General features: G+C 68.2%; 16 protein-coding genes. 14 read left to right on the top strand and 2 right to left on the bottom strand.

Features of this window, described 5'->3' with window-relative positions:
• Nucleotides 1–514 precede the first annotated feature (514 nt).
• The 5 genes from VV867_RS24710 to VV867_RS24690 all read left to right on the top strand — a co-directional run bounded on the left by VV867_RS24710 (nucleotide 515) and on the right by VV867_RS24690 (nucleotide 6,499).
• Nucleotides 515–3,058, top strand: coding sequence for a penicillin acylase family protein (locus VV867_RS24710; protein WP_328567820.1), 2,544 nt, complete (start codon nucleotides 515–517; stop codon nucleotides 3,056–3,058).
• Between the two features lie 327 nt (nucleotides 3,059–3,385).
• Nucleotides 3,386–4,165 (top strand): ABC transporter substrate-binding protein, encoded by a 780-nt coding sequence (locus tag VV867_RS24705; RefSeq protein WP_109936023.1) that lies wholly within the window; start codon nucleotides 3,386–3,388, stop codon nucleotides 4,163–4,165.
• A gap of 82 nt (nucleotides 4,166–4,247) precedes the next feature.
• A complete protein-coding gene (locus VV867_RS24700; protein ID WP_109936024.1) occupies nucleotides 4,248–4,973 on the top strand; it encodes an ABC transporter permease in 726 nt (241 codons plus the stop codon).
• The gene (locus VV867_RS24695; RefSeq protein WP_089394089.1) at nucleotides 4,970–5,683 is read left to right on the top strand and encodes an ABC transporter permease; all 714 of its coding nucleotides are present in this window, start codon (nucleotides 4,970–4,972) and stop codon (nucleotides 5,681–5,683) included. Before VV867_RS24700 ends, VV867_RS24695 begins: the two co-directional genes overlap by 4 nt.
• Before the next feature lie 51 nt (nucleotides 5,684–5,734).
• Nucleotides 5,735–6,499, top strand: a complete 765-nt coding sequence (locus VV867_RS24690) for an ABC transporter ATP-binding protein (RefSeq protein ID WP_109936025.1) — start codon at nucleotides 5,735–5,737, stop codon at nucleotides 6,497–6,499.
• A 1,009-nt stretch (nucleotides 6,500–7,508) separates the two neighbouring features.
• Here the strand turns inward: VV867_RS24690 and dcd are convergent.
• Both dcd and apbC read right to left on the bottom strand, forming a co-directional pair.
• Entirely contained in the window at nucleotides 7,509–8,075 is a 567-nt protein-coding gene (dcd, locus tag VV867_RS24685; RefSeq protein ID WP_109936026.1) for a dCTP deaminase, read from the bottom strand.
• Between the two features lie 96 nt (nucleotides 8,076–8,171).
• Entirely contained in the window at nucleotides 8,172–9,266 is a 1,095-nt protein-coding gene (gene apbC / locus VV867_RS24680; RefSeq protein ID WP_275627406.1) for an iron-sulfur cluster carrier protein ApbC, read from the bottom strand.
• A 216-nt stretch (nucleotides 9,267–9,482) separates the two neighbouring features.
• Between apbC and metG the strand changes: the two genes are divergently transcribed.
• The 9 genes from metG (at nucleotide 9,483) to rsxC (ending at nucleotide 17,648) form a co-directional block, all read left to right on the top strand.
• Nucleotides 9,483–11,516, top strand: a complete 2,034-nt coding sequence (metG, locus tag VV867_RS24675) for a methionine--tRNA ligase (protein ID WP_328567819.1) — start codon at nucleotides 9,483–9,485, stop codon at nucleotides 11,514–11,516.
• A gap of 165 nt (nucleotides 11,517–11,681) precedes the next feature.
• Complete coding sequence (locus VV867_RS24670) at nucleotides 11,682–12,002, top strand: hypothetical protein (protein ID WP_328567818.1); 321 nt, start codon at nucleotides 11,682–11,684, stop codon at nucleotides 12,000–12,002.
• A complete protein-coding gene (locus tag VV867_RS24665; RefSeq protein WP_109936030.1) occupies nucleotides 12,002–13,120 on the top strand; it encodes a glutathionylspermidine synthase family protein in 1,119 nt (372 codons plus the stop codon). The genes VV867_RS24670 and VV867_RS24665 overlap by 1 nt, the downstream gene beginning before the upstream one ends.
• 39 nt (nucleotides 13,121–13,159) lie before the next feature.
• Entirely contained in the window at nucleotides 13,160–13,549 is a 390-nt protein-coding gene (locus VV867_RS24660) for a DUF350 domain-containing protein (protein ID WP_109936031.1), read from the top strand.
• 66 nt (nucleotides 13,550–13,615) lie between these two features.
• Nucleotides 13,616–13,861, top strand: a complete 246-nt coding sequence (locus VV867_RS24655) for a type II toxin-antitoxin system CcdA family antitoxin (RefSeq protein WP_109936032.1) — start codon at nucleotides 13,616–13,618, stop codon at nucleotides 13,859–13,861.
• Nucleotides 13,861–14,169 carry a CcdB family protein gene (locus tag VV867_RS24650; RefSeq protein WP_256595956.1) on the top strand — a complete coding sequence of 103 codons (309 nt, stop codon included), beginning with the start codon at nucleotides 13,861–13,863 and terminating at the stop codon, nucleotides 14,167–14,169. The genes VV867_RS24655 and VV867_RS24650 overlap by 1 nt, the downstream gene beginning before the upstream one ends.
• Nucleotides 14,170–14,206: 37 nt before the next feature.
• The gene (gene rsxA, locus VV867_RS24645) at nucleotides 14,207–14,791 is read left to right on the top strand and encodes an electron transport complex subunit RsxA (protein ID WP_328567817.1); all 585 of its coding nucleotides are present in this window, start codon (nucleotides 14,207–14,209) and stop codon (nucleotides 14,789–14,791) included.
• The gene (gene rsxB, locus VV867_RS24640) at nucleotides 14,788–15,354 is read left to right on the top strand and encodes an electron transport complex subunit RsxB (RefSeq protein WP_328567816.1); all 567 of its coding nucleotides are present in this window, start codon (nucleotides 14,788–14,790) and stop codon (nucleotides 15,352–15,354) included. Before rsxA ends, rsxB begins: the two co-directional genes overlap by 4 nt.
• Nucleotides 15,351–17,648 (top strand): electron transport complex subunit RsxC, encoded by a 2,298-nt coding sequence (rsxC, locus tag VV867_RS24635; RefSeq protein WP_328567815.1) that lies wholly within the window; start codon nucleotides 15,351–15,353, stop codon nucleotides 17,646–17,648. Before rsxB ends, rsxC begins: the two co-directional genes overlap by 4 nt.
• Nucleotides 17,649–17,650: the final 2 nt, after the last annotated feature.

Raw genomic sequence — 17,650 nt, 5'->3', positions numbered from 1 at the left:
AGCCGGGCTACCCTCGCGAATTCCCCCGCCACGGAGGCCCGCCCCGACAGCACGTCCCTGTGCTGATCGGGGCTCTAGCGACATCCATGTCGCATGACCTCCTGAGCGCCGGTTTCGCTCGGCCTTCTGAAGGGGCGTTCCGGTGCGCTCGGATATTTCTCTGGAAATCTAAAATCAAGAGCGGCACTGCTCTTCGTAGGAGCGAGCTTGCTCGCGAACCCTGGCTCCCCGCGTTCGCGATAGTCCGTAGGGCGCATAACGCCTACGGCGTTATCCGCCAAATCGCGAACGGAGTCTCCTACGGTTCCAGAGACGCACGGGCGTAGGACTCCGTCCGCGATTGGCTCGCCGGACGCACCGGGCTACCCTGTGGAGCGCTCCCCTTCGCGAACATCCTCACCTGCCCTCCCGCCCCTCCACACCCCGCGAATTCCCTGCTCCCGCGGCTTGCGCGAAGGGGCGTGCCTCACTAACGTAGCGGCTTTCCGCAAGCCCTGTGCAGGAGCACGCTTCCATGGCCTCGCGAGCCTTCCGCCCGCTTCCCCGATTCGGCCTCGCCGCCGCCCTCAGCGCCGCCGTCAGCCTGACTGGCTGTCAGACCTGGCTGAACGACCGCTACGCCGACAGCCTGCCGCCGACCTCCGGCGTGCAGCCGCTCAAGGGCCTGGCCGAAAGCGTGTCGGTGCGCCGCAATGCCCTGGGCATGCCGCTGATCGAGACCAGCACCTTCCACGATGCGCTCTTCGCCATGGGCTACGTGCATGCCAGCGACCGCATCAGCCAGATGGTCAGCCTGCGCCTGATGGCCCAGGGGCGGCTGTCGGAGATGGTCGGCCCGGGCGCCCTGGAAATCGACCGGTTCATGCGCACGGTCGATCTCAAACAGTCCGCCAATGCCCTCTACGCCGGCGCCTCGCCACGCCTGAAGCGCTTCTTCGAGACCTACGCGCGCGGCGTCAACGCCTACCTGTTCCGCTACCGCGACAAGCTGCCGATGGACATCGCCGAGTCCGGCTACCGCCCGGAATACTGGAAGCCGGAGGACTCCGCGCTGGTCTTCGCCCTGCTCAACTTCGGCCTGGCGGTGAACCTGCAGGAGGAGCTGGATTCCCTGGCGCTGGCGCAGAAGGTCGGCGCCGAGAAGCTCGCCTGGCTCACGCCCATCTACCCGGACGAGGAACTGCCCTTCGCCGAGGCCGACAAGCTCAAGGGCCTGCAGCTCGCCGGGCAGATTCCCGGCCTGGCCGAGGTGGGCGGCGCCGCCGAGGCGGTGGCCAGCCTGCAGATGCTCGGCGTGGCCGCCTCCAACAACTGGGCCATCGCCCCGCAGCGCAGCCGCAGCGGCAAGAGCCTGCTGGCCAACGACACCCACCTGCCGCTGTCGATACCGTCGATCTGGAACTTCATGCAGGTCCGCTCGCCGAAATACACCGCCGCCGGCGTCACCATCGCCGGCGTGCCCGGCGTGGTGGCCGGCTTCAACGGCAAGCTGGCCTGGGGCATGACCATGGTCATGGGCGACAACCAGGACGTCTTCCTCGAGCAGGTGCGGCGCCAGGGCGGCAAGCTCTACTACCTGGCCGACGGCCAGTGGAAGCCAGCCCGCGAGCGCGTCGAGACCTTCTTCGTCAAGGGCCAGCGCCCAGTGCGCGAGACCATCTACGAGACCCGCCACGGCCCGCTGCTCAACAGCGCCCTGCTCGGCGCGAAGAAGAACGACCTGCAGCCGCTGCCGCTGTCCAGCAGCTACGGCCTGGCCTACCAGAGCATCCAGGCGGTGTCGGACAAGAGCCTGGATGCCTTCTTCGACCTGTCGCGGGCCAGGAGCGTCGAGCAAGCCTTCGACGCCACCCGCGAAATCCGCGCCATGCCGCTGAACATCGTGTTCGCCGACGAGAAGCACATCGGCTGGCAGGTCACCGGGCGCTTCCCCAACCGCAAGGACGGCCGCGGCCTGCTGCCCTCCCCGGGCTGGGACGGGCGCTACGACTGGGACGGCTACGCCGACCCGATCCTCCACCCGTCCGACCAGGACCCGCAGCAGGGCTGGCTGGGCACCGCCAACAACCGCACCGTGCAGCCCGGCTATGGCGCGCAGCTGTCCAGCTCCTGGTACTACCCCGAGCGGGCCGAGCGCATCGCCCAGCTGGCGAACGCCAGCAACCGCCACGACGCGCGCAGCATGATCGCCATGCAGTACGACCAGACCACGCCCTTCGCCGCCAAGCTGCAGGGCATGCTCGACGCGCCCGGCATGGCCGGGCCGTTGAAGCAGGCGATCCAGGCCCTGCCCGCCGGCCAGCGCGAACGCGCCCGCGAGGCCCTGGACCGGCTGATGGCCTTCGACGGCAAGCTCTCCGCCACTTCCGCCGATGCCGCCCTCTACGAAGCCTTCCTGCAGGAAAGCACCCGGCAGATCTTCCTCGATGAACTGGGCCCGGAAGACAGCCCGGCCTGGAAGGCCTTCGTGCAGAACGCCGACCTTTCCTACTCGGCCCAGGCCGACCACCTGCTGGGCCGCGACGACAGCCCGTTCTGGGATGACGTGAAGACCCCGCAGAAGGAAGACAAGCCGGCCATCCTCGCCCGCAGCCTGGCCGCCGCCACCGCCTTCTGCGAGCAGAAGCTCGGCGCCGACCGCCGCGCCTGGCAGTGGGGCAAGCTGCACACCTACGACTGGGTCAGCGACAGCACCAAGATGGCGCCCTACCTGGACGCCGGCCAGCGCGCCAGCCTGGGGGCGATCAAGGGCTACCTGGACCGCGGCCCCTACCCCGCCGGCGGCGACCACAGCACGCTGAACGTTTCCGCCTACGCCTGGGGCCAGGACTTCGACACCTGGCTGATCCCGGCCATGCGCATCGTCGTCGACTTCGGCCAGAGCGAGCCCATGCTGGGCCTCAACAGCAGCGGCCAGTCCGGCAACCCGGCCAGCCCGCACTATGCCGACGGCATCGACGCCTGGCTGAAGGGCGACTACATGAGCTTCCCGTTCCAGAGCCAGAACCTCGACCGCGTCTACGGCACCAAGCGCCTGACCCTGGTGCCGCAGAAATAGTCGGCCGGCGCGGGAACTTCCGCCGCGCCGCCGACTCATAACTGTCGACTTACTCCATGATCATCTTGAAGGCACCCTCGGGTGCCTTTCTTTTTTGGTGCCTGCGCCACAACCGGCGCACCAGGCTGTTACCGAAAGCCCCGCCCCCTCGCCCCGTAACGGGGCATCGCTTCCCCGACCGGCTGCTATACCTGTCGTAGGAACGCGCCTGTCGTCCGCCTCCTACCGCCGAGGCCCGTGGTTGCGCCCCTGGTTCGAAACTTGCTGTCACATTGATGTTATGCCTTTCGTTCCACTGCTTGAATCAACCACCAAGGATTCCAACCGATGAAAAAAGCATGGCTGACCCTCTCCGCCCTGGTGCTGCTGGCTGGCGCCGGAGCCTTGCAGGCCAAGGAATGGAAAGAAATCCGCTTCGCCACCGACCCGTCCTACGCGCCCTTCGAGTCCAAGGCGCCGGACGGCAGCCTGGTCGGCTTCGACATCGACCTGGGCAACGCCATCTGCGCGCACCTGAAGGTCAAGTGCGTATGGATGGCCAACGACTTCGACGGCATGATCCCGGGCCTGAAGGCTCGCAAGTTCGATGGCGTGATCTCCTCGATGACCGTCACCGAGGCGCGCCAGAAGGAAATCGACTTCAGCGACAAGCTGTTCACCAGCCCCACCGCGATGATCAGCAAGAAGGGCTCGGGCCTGGAGGCCACCGCCGAATCCCTCAAGGGCAAGACCGTCGGCGTCGAGCAGGGCACCATCCAGGAAACCTTCGCCAAGGCCAAGCTGGAGCCGGCCGGGGTCAACGTGAAGAGCTACCAGAACCAGGACCAGGTCTACGCCGACCTGGTGTCCGGGCGCCTGGACGTCTCGCTGCAGGACATGCTGCAGGCCGAGCAGGGCTTCCTCACCACCGACCAGGGCAAGGGCTTCGAGATCAGCAAGCCGGTGCATGACCCGCTGATGCCGGCCGACATCGCCATCGGCATCAAGAAGGGCAACAACGAACTGCGCGAGATGATCAACAAGGGCATCAAGGCGATCCACGCCGACGGCACCTACGACAAGCTGCAGAAGAAATACTTCGGCGACATCGACATCTACAACGACTGACCCGCGCCCGCCGCCCCCGGCCGCCGCCAAGGCGGCCGGGGGCGGTCTATTCTGCTGACAAGGCACAAGGAGTTTCCTGCGCATGCTCCAGGACTTCTTCCGGACCCTGGCCGAGAACATGAGCCTCAAGGGTTACGGCTCCATCCTCCTCGACGGCACCTGGATGACCGTCAAGCTGTCGATCTGCTCGCTGCTGCTGTCGGTGCTGCTGGGCCTGCTCGGCGCCAGCGCCAAGCTGTCCGGCTCGAGGCTGCTGCGCTTCCCCGCCATCGCCTACACCACGCTGATCCGTGGCGTGCCCGACCTGGTGCTGATGCTGCTGATCTTCTACAGCCTGCAGACCTGGCTGGCCGACATCACCGACTACATGGACTGGGACTACATTGAGATCGACCCCTTCAGCGCCGGCATCATCACCCTCGGCTTCATCTACGGCGCCTACTTCACCGAAACCTTCCGCGGGGCCATCCTCGCCGTGCCGCGCGGACAGCTGGAAGCCGCCAGCGCCTTCGGCCTGACGCGCCTGCAGCGCTTCCGCTTCGTGCTCTTCCCGCAGTTGATGCGCTTCGCCCTGCCAGGCCTGGGCAACAACTGGATGGTGCTGATCAAGTCCACCGCGCTGGTCTCCATCATCGGCCTCTCCGACGTGGTGCGCGCGGCCCAGGACGCCGGCAAGAGCAGCTACCGGCTGCTGTTCTTCCTGCTGGTGGCGGCGGCCATCTACCTGCTTTTCACCACCGTTTCCAACATCGTGCTCAACGCCCTTGAGCGCCGCTATGCCATCGGTGTGCGCGAGGCCCTGCGATGATCGAGTTGCTGCAGCAGTACGGCAAGGCCTTCCTCTGGACCGACGGCTACCACATCACCGGCCTGGCCATGACGCTCTGGCTGCTGACGGTGTCCATCGCCTTCGGCTTCACCTTCGCCATCCCCCTGTCCATCGCCCGCGTCTCGCGTAACCCGCTGGTGCGCTGGCCGGTGCAGTTCTACACCTACGTGTTCCGCGGCACGCCGCTCTACATCCAGCTGCTGGTCTGCTACACCGGCATCTACAGCGTGGCGGCAGTGCGCGAGCAGCCGATCCTCGACGCCTTCTTCCGCAACGGCCTGAACTGCACCCTGCTGGCCTTCGCCCTGAACACCTGCGCCTACACCACCGAGATCTTCGCCGGGGCCATCCGCAACATCGCCCACGGCGAGGTCGAGGCGGCCCATGCCTACGGGTTGAGCGGCTGGCGCCTGTACCGCTACGTGATCATGCCCTCGGCGCTGCGCCGCTCGCTGCCCTACTACAGCAACGAGGTGATCCTCATGCTGCACTCCACCACCGTGGCCTTCACCGCCACGGTGCCGGACATCATGAAGGTCGCCCGCGACGCCAACGCCGCCACCTTCCTGTCCTTCCAGTCCTTCGGCATAGCCGCGGCGCTGTACCTGGTGACCTCCTTCACCCTGGTCGGCCTGTTCCGCCTGGCCGAACGCCGCTGGCTGGCCTTCCTCGGCCCCAGCCATGGCTGAACCCCATCCACCCACGGCCGCCAGGGGGCGGCCGGCGCACCCGAGGACTCCATGACCACACTGAAGATCGAAGGCCTGTACAAGCGCTACGGCGACAACGAAGTGCTCAAGGGTGTTTCCCTGGAAACCCGCACCGGCGACGTGGTGAGCATGATCGGCGCCAGCGGCTCGGGCAAAAGCACCTTCCTGCGCTGCATCAACTTCCTCGAACAACCCGACGAAGGCAGCATGAGCCTGGACGGCGAGGTCGTGCGCATGGTCCCCAGCCCTGGCGGCATGCGCGTGGCCGATGCGGCGCAGCTGCAGCGCATCCGTACCCGGCTGGCCATGGTGTTCCAGCACTTCAACCTGTGGAGCCATCTGACGGTGCTGGAGAACATCACCCTGGCCCCGCGCCGCGTCCTGGGCATCGAGCGCAAGGAAGCCGAGGAGCGCGCGCGCAGCTACCTGGCCAAGGTCGGCCTGCCGGCGCAGGTGGAGGACAAGTACCCGGCCTTCCTCTCCGGCGGCCAGCAGCAGCGCGTGGCCATCGCCCGTGCCCTGGCCATGGAGCCGGAGATCATGCTGTTCGACGAACCCACCTCGGCGCTGGACCCGGAACTGGTGGGCGAGGTGCTCAAGGTCATCAAGGCCCTGGCCGAGGAAGGCCGCACCATGATCCTGGTGACCCACGAGATGGCCTTCGCCCGCGAGGTCTCAAGCCAGGTGCTGTTCCTCCACCAGGGCCGCGTCGAGGAACAGGGCCCGCCCCAGGAGGTGCTGGGCCATCCGAAGAGCGAGCGGCTGCGGCAGTTTCTCAGTGGCAACCTGAAGTGAGGTCGGCGCGGTTGTCCGTCCCTGGCTCGACAGGATAAGGGCGGGGGAACGGAGCCAGGCCCGGCGCCGGCGTATCGTCGAAGTCCGCCCCTCTCCCCAGCCCTCTCCCTGAAGGGAGAGGGAGCCGTTCGGCGTCAAGCGAGGCCAAACAGGCATCCTGCACACCCGCCCGCTCTTGTAGGAGCGAGCTTGCTCGCGAACAGGCCCCCGGCTGACTGCGTGGCCGCCCATTCTGCCCAACGGTCCCCTCTCCCGCTTGCGGGGGAGGGTTAGGGAGGGGGAGCGGAGCCAAGCCCAGCACCAGTGTGTCGTCGAAGTCCGTTGCCCTCTCCCCAGCCCTCGCCTACGCGGCCCGCCCTGAAGGGAGAGGGGGCCGTTCGGCGTCAAGCGAGGCCAAACAGTCATCCTGCACACCCGAGCTACCCGCTCTCGTAGGAGCGAGCTTGCTCGCGAACGGGGCTACCGGCTGACTCCATGGCCCCTCGCCCTGCCCAACGGTCCCCTCTCCCGCTTGCGGGGGAGGGTTAGGGAGGGGGTGCGGAGCCAAGCCCAGCACCAGTGTGTCGTCGAAGTCCGTTGCCCTCTCCCCAGCCCTCTCCCTGAAGGGAGAGGGGGCCGTTCGGCGTCAAGCGAGGCCAAACAGACATCCTGCACACCCGCCCGCTCTTGTAGGAGCGAGCTTGCTCGCGAACAGCCCCCCCGGCTGACTGCGTGGCCGCCCATTCTGCCCAACGGTCCCCTCTCCCGCTTGCGGGGGAGGGTCAGGGAGGGGGAGCGGGGCCAAGCCCAGCACCAGTGTGTCGTCGAAGTCCGTTGCCCTCTCCCCAGCCCTCTCCCGCAAGCGGGAGAAGGAGCTGTCCGCAGCAGCCGGGCAGCGACATCGCTAGCCGGTTGGCCCGCAATCGCGCGCAGGGCGCGCTCCTACAGGGGGGCCATGCCGCCCTCTCTCCCCGCCCCCAGGCAACAAAAAACCGGGCCATGGCCCGGTTTCTCGTATCCGCCTTCGGCCTCAGGCCTTGGGCAGGGTCACGCCGGTCTGGCCCTGGTACTTGCCGCCGCGATCGCGATAGGAGACCTCGCAGGCTTCGTCCGACTGCAGGAACAGCATCTGCGCCACGCCCTCATGGGCGTAGATCTTCGCCGGCAGGTTGGTGGTGTTGGAAAACTCCAGGGTCACGTGGCCCTCCCACTCCGGTTCCAGCGGGGTGACGTTGACGATGATGCCGCAGCGCGCGTAGGTACTCTTGCCCAGGCAGATGGTCAGCACGTCGCGGGGAATCCGGAAGTATTCCACGGTGCGCGCCAGGGCGAAGGAGTTCGGCGGGATGATGCAGACGTCGCTGTTGATGTCGACGAAACTCTTCTCGTCGAAGTTCTTCGGGTCCACCACCGCCGAGTGGATGTTGGTGAACACCTTGAACTCGGCCGCGCAGCGCACGTCGTAGCCGTAGCTGGAGACGCCGTAGGAGATCACCCGGCTGTCATCGGCGCCGCGCACCTGGCGCTCGACGAAGGGCTCGATCATCCCGTGCTCCAGGGCCATGCGGCGAATCCACTTGTCCGATTTGATGCTCATGGCGGGCGTCCCGTAGCTGCTGAAAAATGAAACGCGAATCTTACCGGCAGGCGCGCCGCCCGGCAAAGGGGCACGCCGGGCGGCCTTGTCGCAGGGTCAATCCTCGCTGATGGAGATGCTCGGCATGGCCGGCGCGTCCTTCTCGCTCAGGGCGATGCGCGCACCGACGCAGCGGGCCATTTCCTGGTAGATCATCGCCAGCTGGCTTTCCGGGTCGGCGATCACCGTCGGCTTGCCGCCGTCGGCCTGCATGCGGATGGCCATGGACAGCGGCAGCGAGGCCAGCAGCTCCACGCCGTACTGCGCGGCCAGCTTCTCACCGCCGCCCTCGCCGAACAGGTGCTCGGCGTGGCCGCAGTTGGAGCAGATGTGCACCGCCATGTTCTCCACCACGCCCAGCACCGGGATGTTGACCTTGCGGAACATCTCCACGCCCTTCCTGGCGTCGAGCAGGGCCAGGTCCTGCGGGGTAGTGACGATCACCGCGCCGGCCACCGGGACCTTCTGCGCCAGGGTCAGCTGGATGTCGCCAGTGCCCGGCGGCATGTCGATCACCAGGTAGTCCAGGTCGTTCCAGGCGGTCTGGGTGATCAGCTGCAGCAGCGCGCCGGAGACCATCGGCCCGCGCCATACCACCGGGGTGTTGTCGTCGGTGAGGAAGGCCATGGACATGACTTCCACGCCATGGGCCTCCAGCGGCACGAACCACTTCTGCTCGCGCACCTTCGGCCGGGTGCCCTCGGCGATGCCGAACATGATGCCCTGGCTGGGGCCGTAGATGTCGGCGTCGAGGATGCCCACCCGCGCGCCCTCGCGGGCCAGCGCCAGGGCCAGGTTGGCGGCGGTGGTGGACTTGCCCACGCCGCCCTTGCCGGAGGCCACGGCGATGATGTTCTTGACGTTGCTCATGCCCGGCACCTGGGCCTGGGCCTTGTGCGCGGCGATCTTCACATCCACCTTCACCTGGGCCGACTCCACCCCGTCGGCGGCCTCCAGGGCCATCTGCACGGTCTGCGCCAGGCCGTTCCTGAACAGGCCGCAGGCGTAGCCCAGCTCCAGGCCCAGGGCAACGCGGCCGCCCTGGATGTCGAGGTCGCGCAGGTAGCCGGCGTCGAGCAGGTTCTGGCCGGTGTGCGGGTCGGTGATCTGGCGGAGGACGGCCTCCACCGTGGCGCGGGTGACGACGCTCATGGGTTCTCCCGAAAAAAGGCTGAGCACGGTAGGAGGGAATTCTAACAGCAGCGGCAGGCTACAGGCTGCAGGCTTCAGGCGAACAGCAGGCAGCGAACGCTCTTCGCTCCTGCCTGCAGCCTATGGCCTGCCGCCTGTAGCCTGTTGTGGCTTGCAGCTTGCCGCTTCCTATATAGTTACCGACTTCCCTCGTTTTGCCCCAATGGCCTGAGCATCATGTCCGAAAACCGCCAGATCCTCGTCACCAGCGCCCTGCCCTACGCCAACGGCTCGATCCACCTGGGTCACATGCTGGAGTACATCCAGACCGACATCTGGGTGCGTTTCCAGAAGATGCGTGGCAACCAGGCGGTGTACGTCTGCGCGGACGACGCCCACGGCTCGGCCATCATGCTGCGCGCCGAGCGCGAGGGCATCACCTCGGAGCAACTGATCGACGCCGTGCGCGCCGAGCACATGGGCGACTTCGCCGACTTCCTGGTGGACTTCGACAACTACCACTCGACCCACTCGCAAGAGAACCGCGAGCTGTCCTCGGCCATCTACCTGAAGCTGCGCGAGGCCGGGCACATCGCCACGCGCCCGGTGACCCAGTACTTCGACCCGGAAAAGCAGATGTTCCTGGCCGACCGCTTCATCAAGGGCACCTGCCCGAAGTGCGGCACCGCCGACCAGTACGGCGACAACTGCGAGGCCTGCGGCGCCACCTACGCGCCCACCGAGCTGAAGGACCCGAAATCGGCGATTTCCGGCGCCACCCCGGTGCTCAAGGAGTCGCTGCACTACTTCTTCAAGCTGCCTGACTTCCAGGCCATGCTGCAGCAGTGGACGCGCAGCGGCACCCTGCAGGAGTCGGTGGCCAACAAGCTCGCCGAGTGGCTGGATAGCGGCCTGCAGGAGTGGGACATCTCCCGCGACGCGCCCTACTTCGGCTTCGAGATTCCCGACGCCCCGGGCAAGTACTTCTACGTCTGGCTGGACGCGCCCATCGGCTACATGGCCAGCTTCAAGAACCTCTGCGCGCGCCGCCCGGAACTGGACTTCGACGCTTACTGGAACAAGGATTCCAAGGCCGAGCTGTACCACTTCATCGGCAAGGACATCGTCAACTTCCACGCGCTGTTCTGGCCGGCCATGCTCGAAGGCGCCGGCTACCGCAAGCCGACCGCGCTGAACGTGCACGGCTACCTGACCGTCAACGGCCAGAAGATGTCCAAGTCGCGCGGCACCTTCGTCAAGGCGCGCACCTACCTGGACCACCTGGACCCGGAATACCTGCGCTACTACTACGCCGCCAAGCTCGGCCGCGGCGTCGACGACCTCGACCTGAACCTCGAGGACTTCGTGCAGAAGGTCAACTCCGACCTGGTCGGCAAGGTGGTCAACATCGCCAGCCGCTGCGCCGGCTTCATCCAAAAGGGCAACAACGGCCTGCTGGTGGACGCCAACCCGGCGCCGGAACTGGTCGAATCCTTCCAGAGCGCCGCGCCGAGCATCGCCGCCGCCTACGAGGCCCGCGACTTCGGCCGTGCCATGCGCGAGATCATGGCCCTGGCCGACCAGGCCAACGCCTGGATCGCCGACAAGGCGCCCTGGGCGCTGAACAAGCAGGAAGGCAAGCAGGCCGAAGTGCAGGCCATCTGCGCCCTGGGCGTGAACCTGTTCCGCCAGCTGGTGATCTTCCTCAAGCCGGTGCTGCCGAAGCTGGCCGAGGCCGCCGAAGCCTTCCTCAACGTCGCCCCGCTGAAGTGGAGCGACCACGAGAACCTGCTGGCCAACCACCAACTGAACCCGTTCAACCCGCTGATGACCCGTATCGAGCCCGCGAAAATCGAAGCCATGATCGAAGCCTCCAAGGAAGACCTCGCCGCCGCCAACCAGCCCCAGGGCAATGGCGAACTGACCAAGGACCCGCTGGCCGCGGAAATCAACTTCGACGCCTTCGCCGCCGTCGACCTGCGCATCGCGCTGATCGAGAAGTGCGAGTTCGTCGAGGGCGCCGACAAGCTGCTGCGCCTGTCCCTGGACATCGGCGACGAGAAGCGCAACGTGTTCTCCGGCATCAAGAGCGCCTACCCGGACCCGAGCAAGCTCGAAGGCCGCCTGACCCTGTACGTGGCCAACCTGGCCCCGCGCAAGATGAAGTTCGGCGTCTCCGAAGGCATGGTTCTGGCCGCCGGCCCCGGCGGCGAGGAAATCTACCTGCTCAGCCCCGACAGCGGCGCCAAGCCGGGCCAGCGCGTGAAGTAAGCGCCCTGCGCTGTCCACGACGCCGGCCCCTGGGCCGGCGTCGTCGTTTCCGCAATGCCCTCACTTCCGCCCGCCACGGCGCCCCGCTAGACTCGCTGCGCCCCAAAGGACATCCCCGCGCAAGGAACCGCCGATGCCCCCGCACCACCACCCGGCCCGCCGGCCATGAAGAAATCCAACGTCGTCGCCACCCTGCTCACCGGCAGCGTGGTCGTGGCCATGCTCCACCACAACCCGGTGTACCGCGACCGCTACGCCACCCGCGAAGACTGCCTGAAGGACTGGGGCAGCACGCCCAGCGCCTGCGAGCCGGAATCCTCCGGCAGCACCAGCGGCGGCAGCAGTGCCGGGCGCAGCTACTACGGCCCCAGCTACGAGGAAGGCTCGCGCCCGCGCACCGCGCAGAGTTTCCAGGTGCAGTCGCGGCAACTCATCACCCGCGGCGGCTTCGGCGCGTCCGGGGCGCGCTTCTCCGGGGGCGGCTGATGCGACGCCTGGCCATGGAGCCGCGGCCGGACTGGCGCGAGCGCTGCGAGTCGGTCGGCTTCACCTTCCACAGCATCGACGGCCGCTACTGGGACGAGTCGGTCGCCTACGAATTCACCCTGGAGCAGATCGAGACGCTGGAAGCGGCGAGCGAAGACCTGCACCAGCGCTACCTGGAAGCGCTGGACTGGGTGATCGCCCACGAACACTTCGCCCCCTTCGCCCTGCCCGAGGCCGCCATCGAGGAAGCCGTGCGCGCCTGGCGCCGCCAGGACCCGAGCCTGTACGGGCGCTTCGATTTTTCCTGGAACGGCAGCGGCGCGCCCAAGCTGCTGGAGTACAACGCCGACACCCCCACCGGCCTGCTGGAGGCCAGCGTGGTGCAGTGGCACTGGCTGAACGACCTGAACCCCGCCGCCGACCAGTTCAACTCGCTGCACGAGAAGCTGATCGCGCGCTGGCGCGCCATCGCCCCGGACGGCCCGGTGCACTTCTGCGCCATCGACGGCCACGAGGAAGACACCGGCAACGCCCTCTACCTGCAGGACACCGCGCGCCAGGCCGGCCTGCAGACGCGTTACCTGCCCGTGGAGTTCATCGGCCACCACGCCGGGCGCGGCACCTTCGTCGACCAGTACGAACAGGACATCCGCCACTGCTTCAAGCTCTACCCCTGGGAATGGCTGATGCAGGACGACTTCGGCCGGCACCTCGAACGCAGCGGCACCCGCTTCGTCGAACCGGCCTGGAAGCTGCTGATGTCGAGCAAGGCCATGCTGCCGATCCTCTGGCAGCTCAACCCCGGCCACCCGAATCTGCTGCCGGCGAGCTTCCGCGACGACCTGCCCGGTGCCTACGTGCGCAAGCCACTGTATTCCCGCGAGGGCGAGAACATCCGCATCGTCGCCGGCGACCTGCGCCTGGAAAGCGACGGCCCCCACGGCGACGCGCCCTGCATCTACCAGGCCTACGCGCCGCTGGCCGAATACGCCGGCAACCACGCCGTGCTCGGCTGCTGGGTGGTCGGCGAGCAGGCCGCGGGCCTGGGCATCCGCGAGGATGCCAGCCCCATCACCCGCGACAGCAGCCGCTTCGTGCCGCACTACTTCATCGACTGAACCAACGGCGACGCCCGCAGCGCGCCGCGAGGGAATCCCATGGACCTGTTGCCCAACTTCATCGTCTACCTGGCCGCCGCCCTGGCGCTGTTCGGCCTGTTCGCCAGCCTGTACATCCGCCTGACGCCCTATGCGGAAATCCGCCTGATCCGCCAGGGCAACCTGAGCGCCGCCACTGCCCTGGTCGGGGCCCTGCTCGGCTTCGCCCTGCCGTTGGCCAGCGCCATCGCCAACAGCGTCGGCCTGCGCGACATGCTGCTCTGGGGTCTGGTGGCCATGCTGGTGCAGGCCCTGGTGTACCTGGGTATCTCGCGCCTTGTCCCGGAACTCAAGGCCGGCATCGCCAACGACACCCTGGCCCACGGCGTGTTCCTCGGCGGCTGCTCGCTGAGCGTGGGCCTGCTCAACGCGGCCTGCATGGTCTACTGAAGCGCCGGCGATTGCCGCTGGGGTGACATGCGCATAACCTATGCGCATGTCGACGCGGAGATTCCCATGCACACGACCTACGACCCCCAAGCCCCGAAGAAAGCCACCAACCTCAGCCTGAACAGCGACCTGCTCAAGCAGGCCCGCGAGCTGGACGTGAACCTCTCGGCGGTGCTGGAGGAAGCGCTGGCCGAAGTGGTCCGGGAGCGCCTGCAGGCACGCTGGCTGGAACAGAACCGCGAGGCCATCGACGCCTACAATCAGCATGTGGAAGACGCCGGCGTCTTCGGCGACGACCTGCGGAGCTTCTGATGCAGTTCGACCTCTACCGCAACCCCAGCCCGCGCGGCCGCGGGGAAATCCCGCTGCTGCTGGACGTGCAGAGCGACCTGCTCGCCTCGCTGAACACCCGCGTGGTGATCCCGCTCAGCCGCGGCAAGGGCCTGGCCGGCATCAGCCGGTTGATGCCCGAGGTGCTGGTGGAGGGCGAGAAGCTGCTGCTGCTCACCCCGCAGATGGCCGGCGTGGCCCGCCGTGACCTGGGCGAGGCGGTGGGCAGTCTGGCGCACCTGCGGCAGGACATCGTCGCCGCCATCGATCTGCTGACAAGGGGAATCTGAGCATGCGCAAGCTCTACCCTGCCCCGGGCGCCCGGCCATGACCGAACTCGCCCTGATCCTGGTCAGCGCCATCCTGGTCAACAACTTCGTGCTGGTGCAGTTCCTCGGCCTGTGCCCGTTCATGGGCGTGTCACGCAAGATCGAGACGGCCATCGGCCTGGCCCTGGCCACCACCTTCGTGCTGACCCTGGCCTCGATCTGCAGCTACATCCTCCAGCGCTACGTGCTGCGGCCGCTGGACCTGGAGTACCTGCGCACCATCGGCTTCATCCTGGTGATCGCCGTGGTGGTGCAGTTCACCGAACTGCTGGTGAAGAAGAGCAGCCCGCTGCTGTACCGGGTGCTCGGCATCTTCCTGCCGCTGATCACCACCAACTGCATCGTCCTCGGCGTGGCCCTGCTCAATGCCAACAAGCCCGAGTACGGCTTCCTGCAGTCAAGCGTGCAGGGCTTTGGCGCCGGCCTGGGCTTCTCCCTGGTGCTGGTGCTGTTCGCCGCCCTGCGCGAGCGCATCGCCATCGCCGACGTGCCCAGGCCCTTCCAGGGCGCGGCCATCGGCATGATCACCGCCGGGCTGATGTCCCTGGCGTTCATGGGCTTCACCGGGCTGATCAAGCTATGACTGCCGTGCTGCTCGCGGTCGGCGTGCTGCTGGCCCTGTGCCTGGCCAGCGGCGCCCTGCTCGGCTACGCCGCGGTGCGCTACAGGGTCGCGGGCGACCCGGTGGCCGAACAGGTCAACGCCCTGTTGCCGCAGACCCAGTGCGGCCAGTGCGGCTACGCCGGCTGCAAGCCCTACGCCGAGGCCATCGCCCAGGGCGACGCGATCAACAAGTGCCCGCCCGGCGGCAGCGCCACCATCGCCGCCCTCGCCGACCTGCTCGACGTCGAGGCGCCGCCCCTGGACGCAGCAGCGGAAACCCCGCCGCGGGTGGCCTTCATCCGCGAGGCCGAGTGCATCGGCTGCACCAAGTGCATCCAGGCCTGCCCGGTGGACGCCATCGTCGGCGCCGCGCGGCAGATGCACACGGTGATCGCCGACGAATGCACCGGCTGCGACCTGTGCGTGGAGCCCTGCCCGGTGGACTGCATCGAGATGCGTGACCTGCAGGTCGGCGTACGCGAATGGAAATGGCCGCTGCCCGCTGCCCGGCTGATCGCCAGCGACCGGGAGCAGGCCGCATGAACGCCAAGGCCTGGGACTTCCCCGGCGGCCTGCACCTGCCGACGCACAAACAGCAATCCACCGCCAGCCCCATCCTCCGGGCGCCGCTGCCCAAGCGCCTGGTCCTGCCGCTGCAGCAGCACACCGGCGCGCCCGCCCTGCCCTGCGTGGACGTTGGCGAGCGCGTGCTCAAGGGCCAGATGATCGCCAGCCCCGGCAGCGCCATCAGCGCGGCCGTGCATGCGCCGACCTCCGGCACCGTGATGGCCATCGGCGAACAGCCCTACCCGCACCCGTCGGGCCTGCTGGCCGAAGCCATCGTCATCGACGCCGACGGCCGTGACGAGTGGGCGCCGCTGCAACCCAGCCCGGACTACCGCCAGGAAAGCCCCGCCGCCCTGCTGGAGCGCATCCGCCAGGCCGGCATCGCCGGGCTTGGCGGCGCCGGCTTCCCCACCGCCGCCAAGCTGGCCGCGCGCGCCGCCGAGGACCTGCACACCCTGGTGATCAACGGCGCCGAGTGCGAGCCCTACATCAGCGCCGACGACATGCTGATGCGCGAACGCGCCGCCGAACTGGTGGAAGGCATCGAGATTCTCATGCACCTGCTGCAGCCGCAGCAGGTGCTGCTCGGCATCGAGGACGACAAGCCGCAGGCCATCGAGGCCCTGCGCCAGGCCATCGGCGAGCGCGCCATCGAGCTGCGCGTCGTCCCGACCAAGTACCCCTCCGGCGGCGAGCGCCAGCTGATCCAGTTGCTCAGCGGCCGCGAGGTGCCCAGCGGCGGGCTGCCGGCGGACATCGGCATGGTCTGCGTCAACGTCGGCACCGTCGTGGCGCTGCGCGACGCGGTGATCCTCGGCCGCCCGCTGATCTCGCGCATCACCACCCTGACCGGGGCCGCCCTGGCGCGGCCGATGAACGTCGAGGCGCTGCTGGGCACGCCGGTCGGCGAACTGCTGGACTTCGCCGGCCTCGACCACGGCCGGCTCGGCCGCCTGCTCATGGGCGGCCCGCTGATGGGCGTCACCCTGGGCGACCTGCAGGCCCCGCTGGTCAAGACCGCCAACTGCCTGCTGGCCGCCACCGCAGAGGAACTGCCGGCGCCACCGGCGGCCCTGCCGTGCATTCGCTGCGGCGATTGCGCCCAGGCCTGCCCGGCCAGCCTGCTGCCGCAGCAGCTGTACTTCTTCGCCCGGGGCGACGACCACGAGCAACTGCAGGCCTACAACCTGTTCGACTGCATCGAGTGCGGCGCCTGCGCCTACGTCTGCCCCTCCAGCATCCCGCTGGTGCAGTACTACCGCGCGGCCAAGGCGGACATCCGCGAACTGCAGCTGAAACAGCAGAAGGCCGAACACTCGCGCCTGCGCTTCGAGCACCGCCAGGAACGCCTGCGCCACGAGGAGGCGCGCAAGGCCGAGGAACGCCAGGCCCGCCTGGAACGCGCCGCCCGCGCCCGCGAGGCCCAGGCCGCCGCGCCGCTGGCGGAAGCGCCGCAATCGGCCATCGAGCGCGTGAAGGCGGAGAAGGCCGTGGGCAACGCCGGCGCCGACCTCAAGCGGCTGAAGATCGAGGCCAGCATGGCCCGCGTCGCCCTGCAGAAGGCCGAGAAGCAACTGGCCGCCCACGACACCGAGCAACTGCGCGCCCAGGTCGAGGCCCTGCGCCAGGCCGCCGAACAGGCGCGCCTGGCCCTGGAGACCGCCGAAGCCGGGCCGGCCCCCGCCGCCCCCGTGCCGGAAGCCCGCGACGAAGCAGCCCTGAAGAAAGCGAAGATCGACGCCGCCATGGCCCGCGCCCAGTTGAAGAAGTCCGAGAAAGCCTTTGGCGAAGCGCCCGGCGAACAGCAGCAGGCCACCCTCGCCCAACTGCGCGAAGCCGCCGAGCAGGCCGAGCGCCGCCTGGCGCAGTTGCAGGCGACGCCCGAACCCGCGGCAGCACCGGCCGGCGACGGCATGGCGCAACTGAAGAAGGCCAAGGTCGCCCTGGTCACCCGCCGCGCCGAGCTGCGGAAAGCCGAGCAGGACGGCGCCGGCGAAGCGCAGCTGGCCCTGCTGCGCGAAGCCCTGGCCGAGGCCGAGCGCCAGCTGCACGCCGCCGAGGACGCCAGCGGCAAGCCGGCGCCGGACCTGCAGCGCATCGACAAGCGCCCGGTGGACGCCGCCACCCGCGCCCTCAAGACCGAACTGGCCTACGCCCGCGCCGACCTCAAAAAGCTCGAACGCGAAGGCGCCGACGAAGCCCGCCTGGCCGCCGCGCGCGAGCGCCTGGCGGCAGCGGAAAGCGCGCTGGCCGCGCGCGATACGGAGTAGCC

Origin of the sequence: Pseudomonas sp. JH-2 (assembly GCF_036231725.1) — a bacterium.
Taxonomy (GTDB): Bacteria; Pseudomonadota; Gammaproteobacteria; order Pseudomonadales; family Pseudomonadaceae; genus Pseudomonas; species Pseudomonas delhiensis.
The sequence above is the reverse complement of the archived record's forward strand: the minus strand, read 5'-3'. Positions and strand labels throughout refer to the sequence as shown.

Bases quoted from the DNA above. Each gene is read 5' to 3' on its own strand.
- VV867_RS24670 (WP_328567818.1), top strand. From the start codon at position 11,682: ATGAAGAAATCCAACGTCGTCGCCACCCTGCTCACCGGCAGCGTGGTC.
- VV867_RS24705 (WP_109936023.1), top strand. From the start codon at position 3,386: ATGAAAAAAGCATGGCTGACCCTCTCCGCCCTGGTGCTGCTGGCTGGC.
- VV867_RS24650 (WP_256595956.1), top strand. From the start codon at position 13,861: ATGCAGTTCGACCTCTACCGCAACCCCAGCCCGCGCGGCCGCGGGGAA.
- rsxA (WP_328567817.1), top strand. From the start codon at position 14,207: ATGACCGAACTCGCCCTGATCCTGGTCAGCGCCATCCTGGTCAACAAC.
- apbC (WP_275627406.1), bottom strand. From the start codon at position 9,266: ATGAGCGTCGTCACCCGCGCCACGGTGGAGGCCGTCCTCCGCCAGATC.
- VV867_RS24690 (WP_109936025.1), top strand. From the start codon at position 5,735: ATGACCACACTGAAGATCGAAGGCCTGTACAAGCGCTACGGCGACAAC.
- dcd (WP_109936026.1), bottom strand. From the start codon at position 8,075: ATGAGCATCAAATCGGACAAGTGGATTCGCCGCATGGCCCTGGAGCAC.
- VV867_RS24655 (WP_109936032.1), top strand. From the start codon at position 13,616: ATGCACACGACCTACGACCCCCAAGCCCCGAAGAAAGCCACCAACCTC.
- rsxC (WP_328567815.1), top strand. From the start codon at position 15,351: ATGAACGCCAAGGCCTGGGACTTCCCCGGCGGCCTGCACCTGCCGACG.
- rsxB (WP_328567816.1), top strand. From the start codon at position 14,788: ATGACTGCCGTGCTGCTCGCGGTCGGCGTGCTGCTGGCCCTGTGCCTG.
- VV867_RS24695 (WP_089394089.1), top strand. From the start codon at position 4,970: ATGATCGAGTTGCTGCAGCAGTACGGCAAGGCCTTCCTCTGGACCGAC.
- metG (WP_328567819.1), top strand. From the start codon at position 9,483: ATGTCCGAAAACCGCCAGATCCTCGTCACCAGCGCCCTGCCCTACGCC.
- VV867_RS24660 (WP_109936031.1), top strand. From the start codon at position 13,160: ATGGACCTGTTGCCCAACTTCATCGTCTACCTGGCCGCCGCCCTGGCG.
- VV867_RS24710 (WP_328567820.1), top strand. From the start codon at position 515: ATGGCCTCGCGAGCCTTCCGCCCGCTTCCCCGATTCGGCCTCGCCGCC.
- VV867_RS24700 (WP_109936024.1), top strand. From the start codon at position 4,248: ATGCTCCAGGACTTCTTCCGGACCCTGGCCGAGAACATGAGCCTCAAG.
- VV867_RS24665 (WP_109936030.1), top strand. From the start codon at position 12,002: ATGCGACGCCTGGCCATGGAGCCGCGGCCGGACTGGCGCGAGCGCTGC.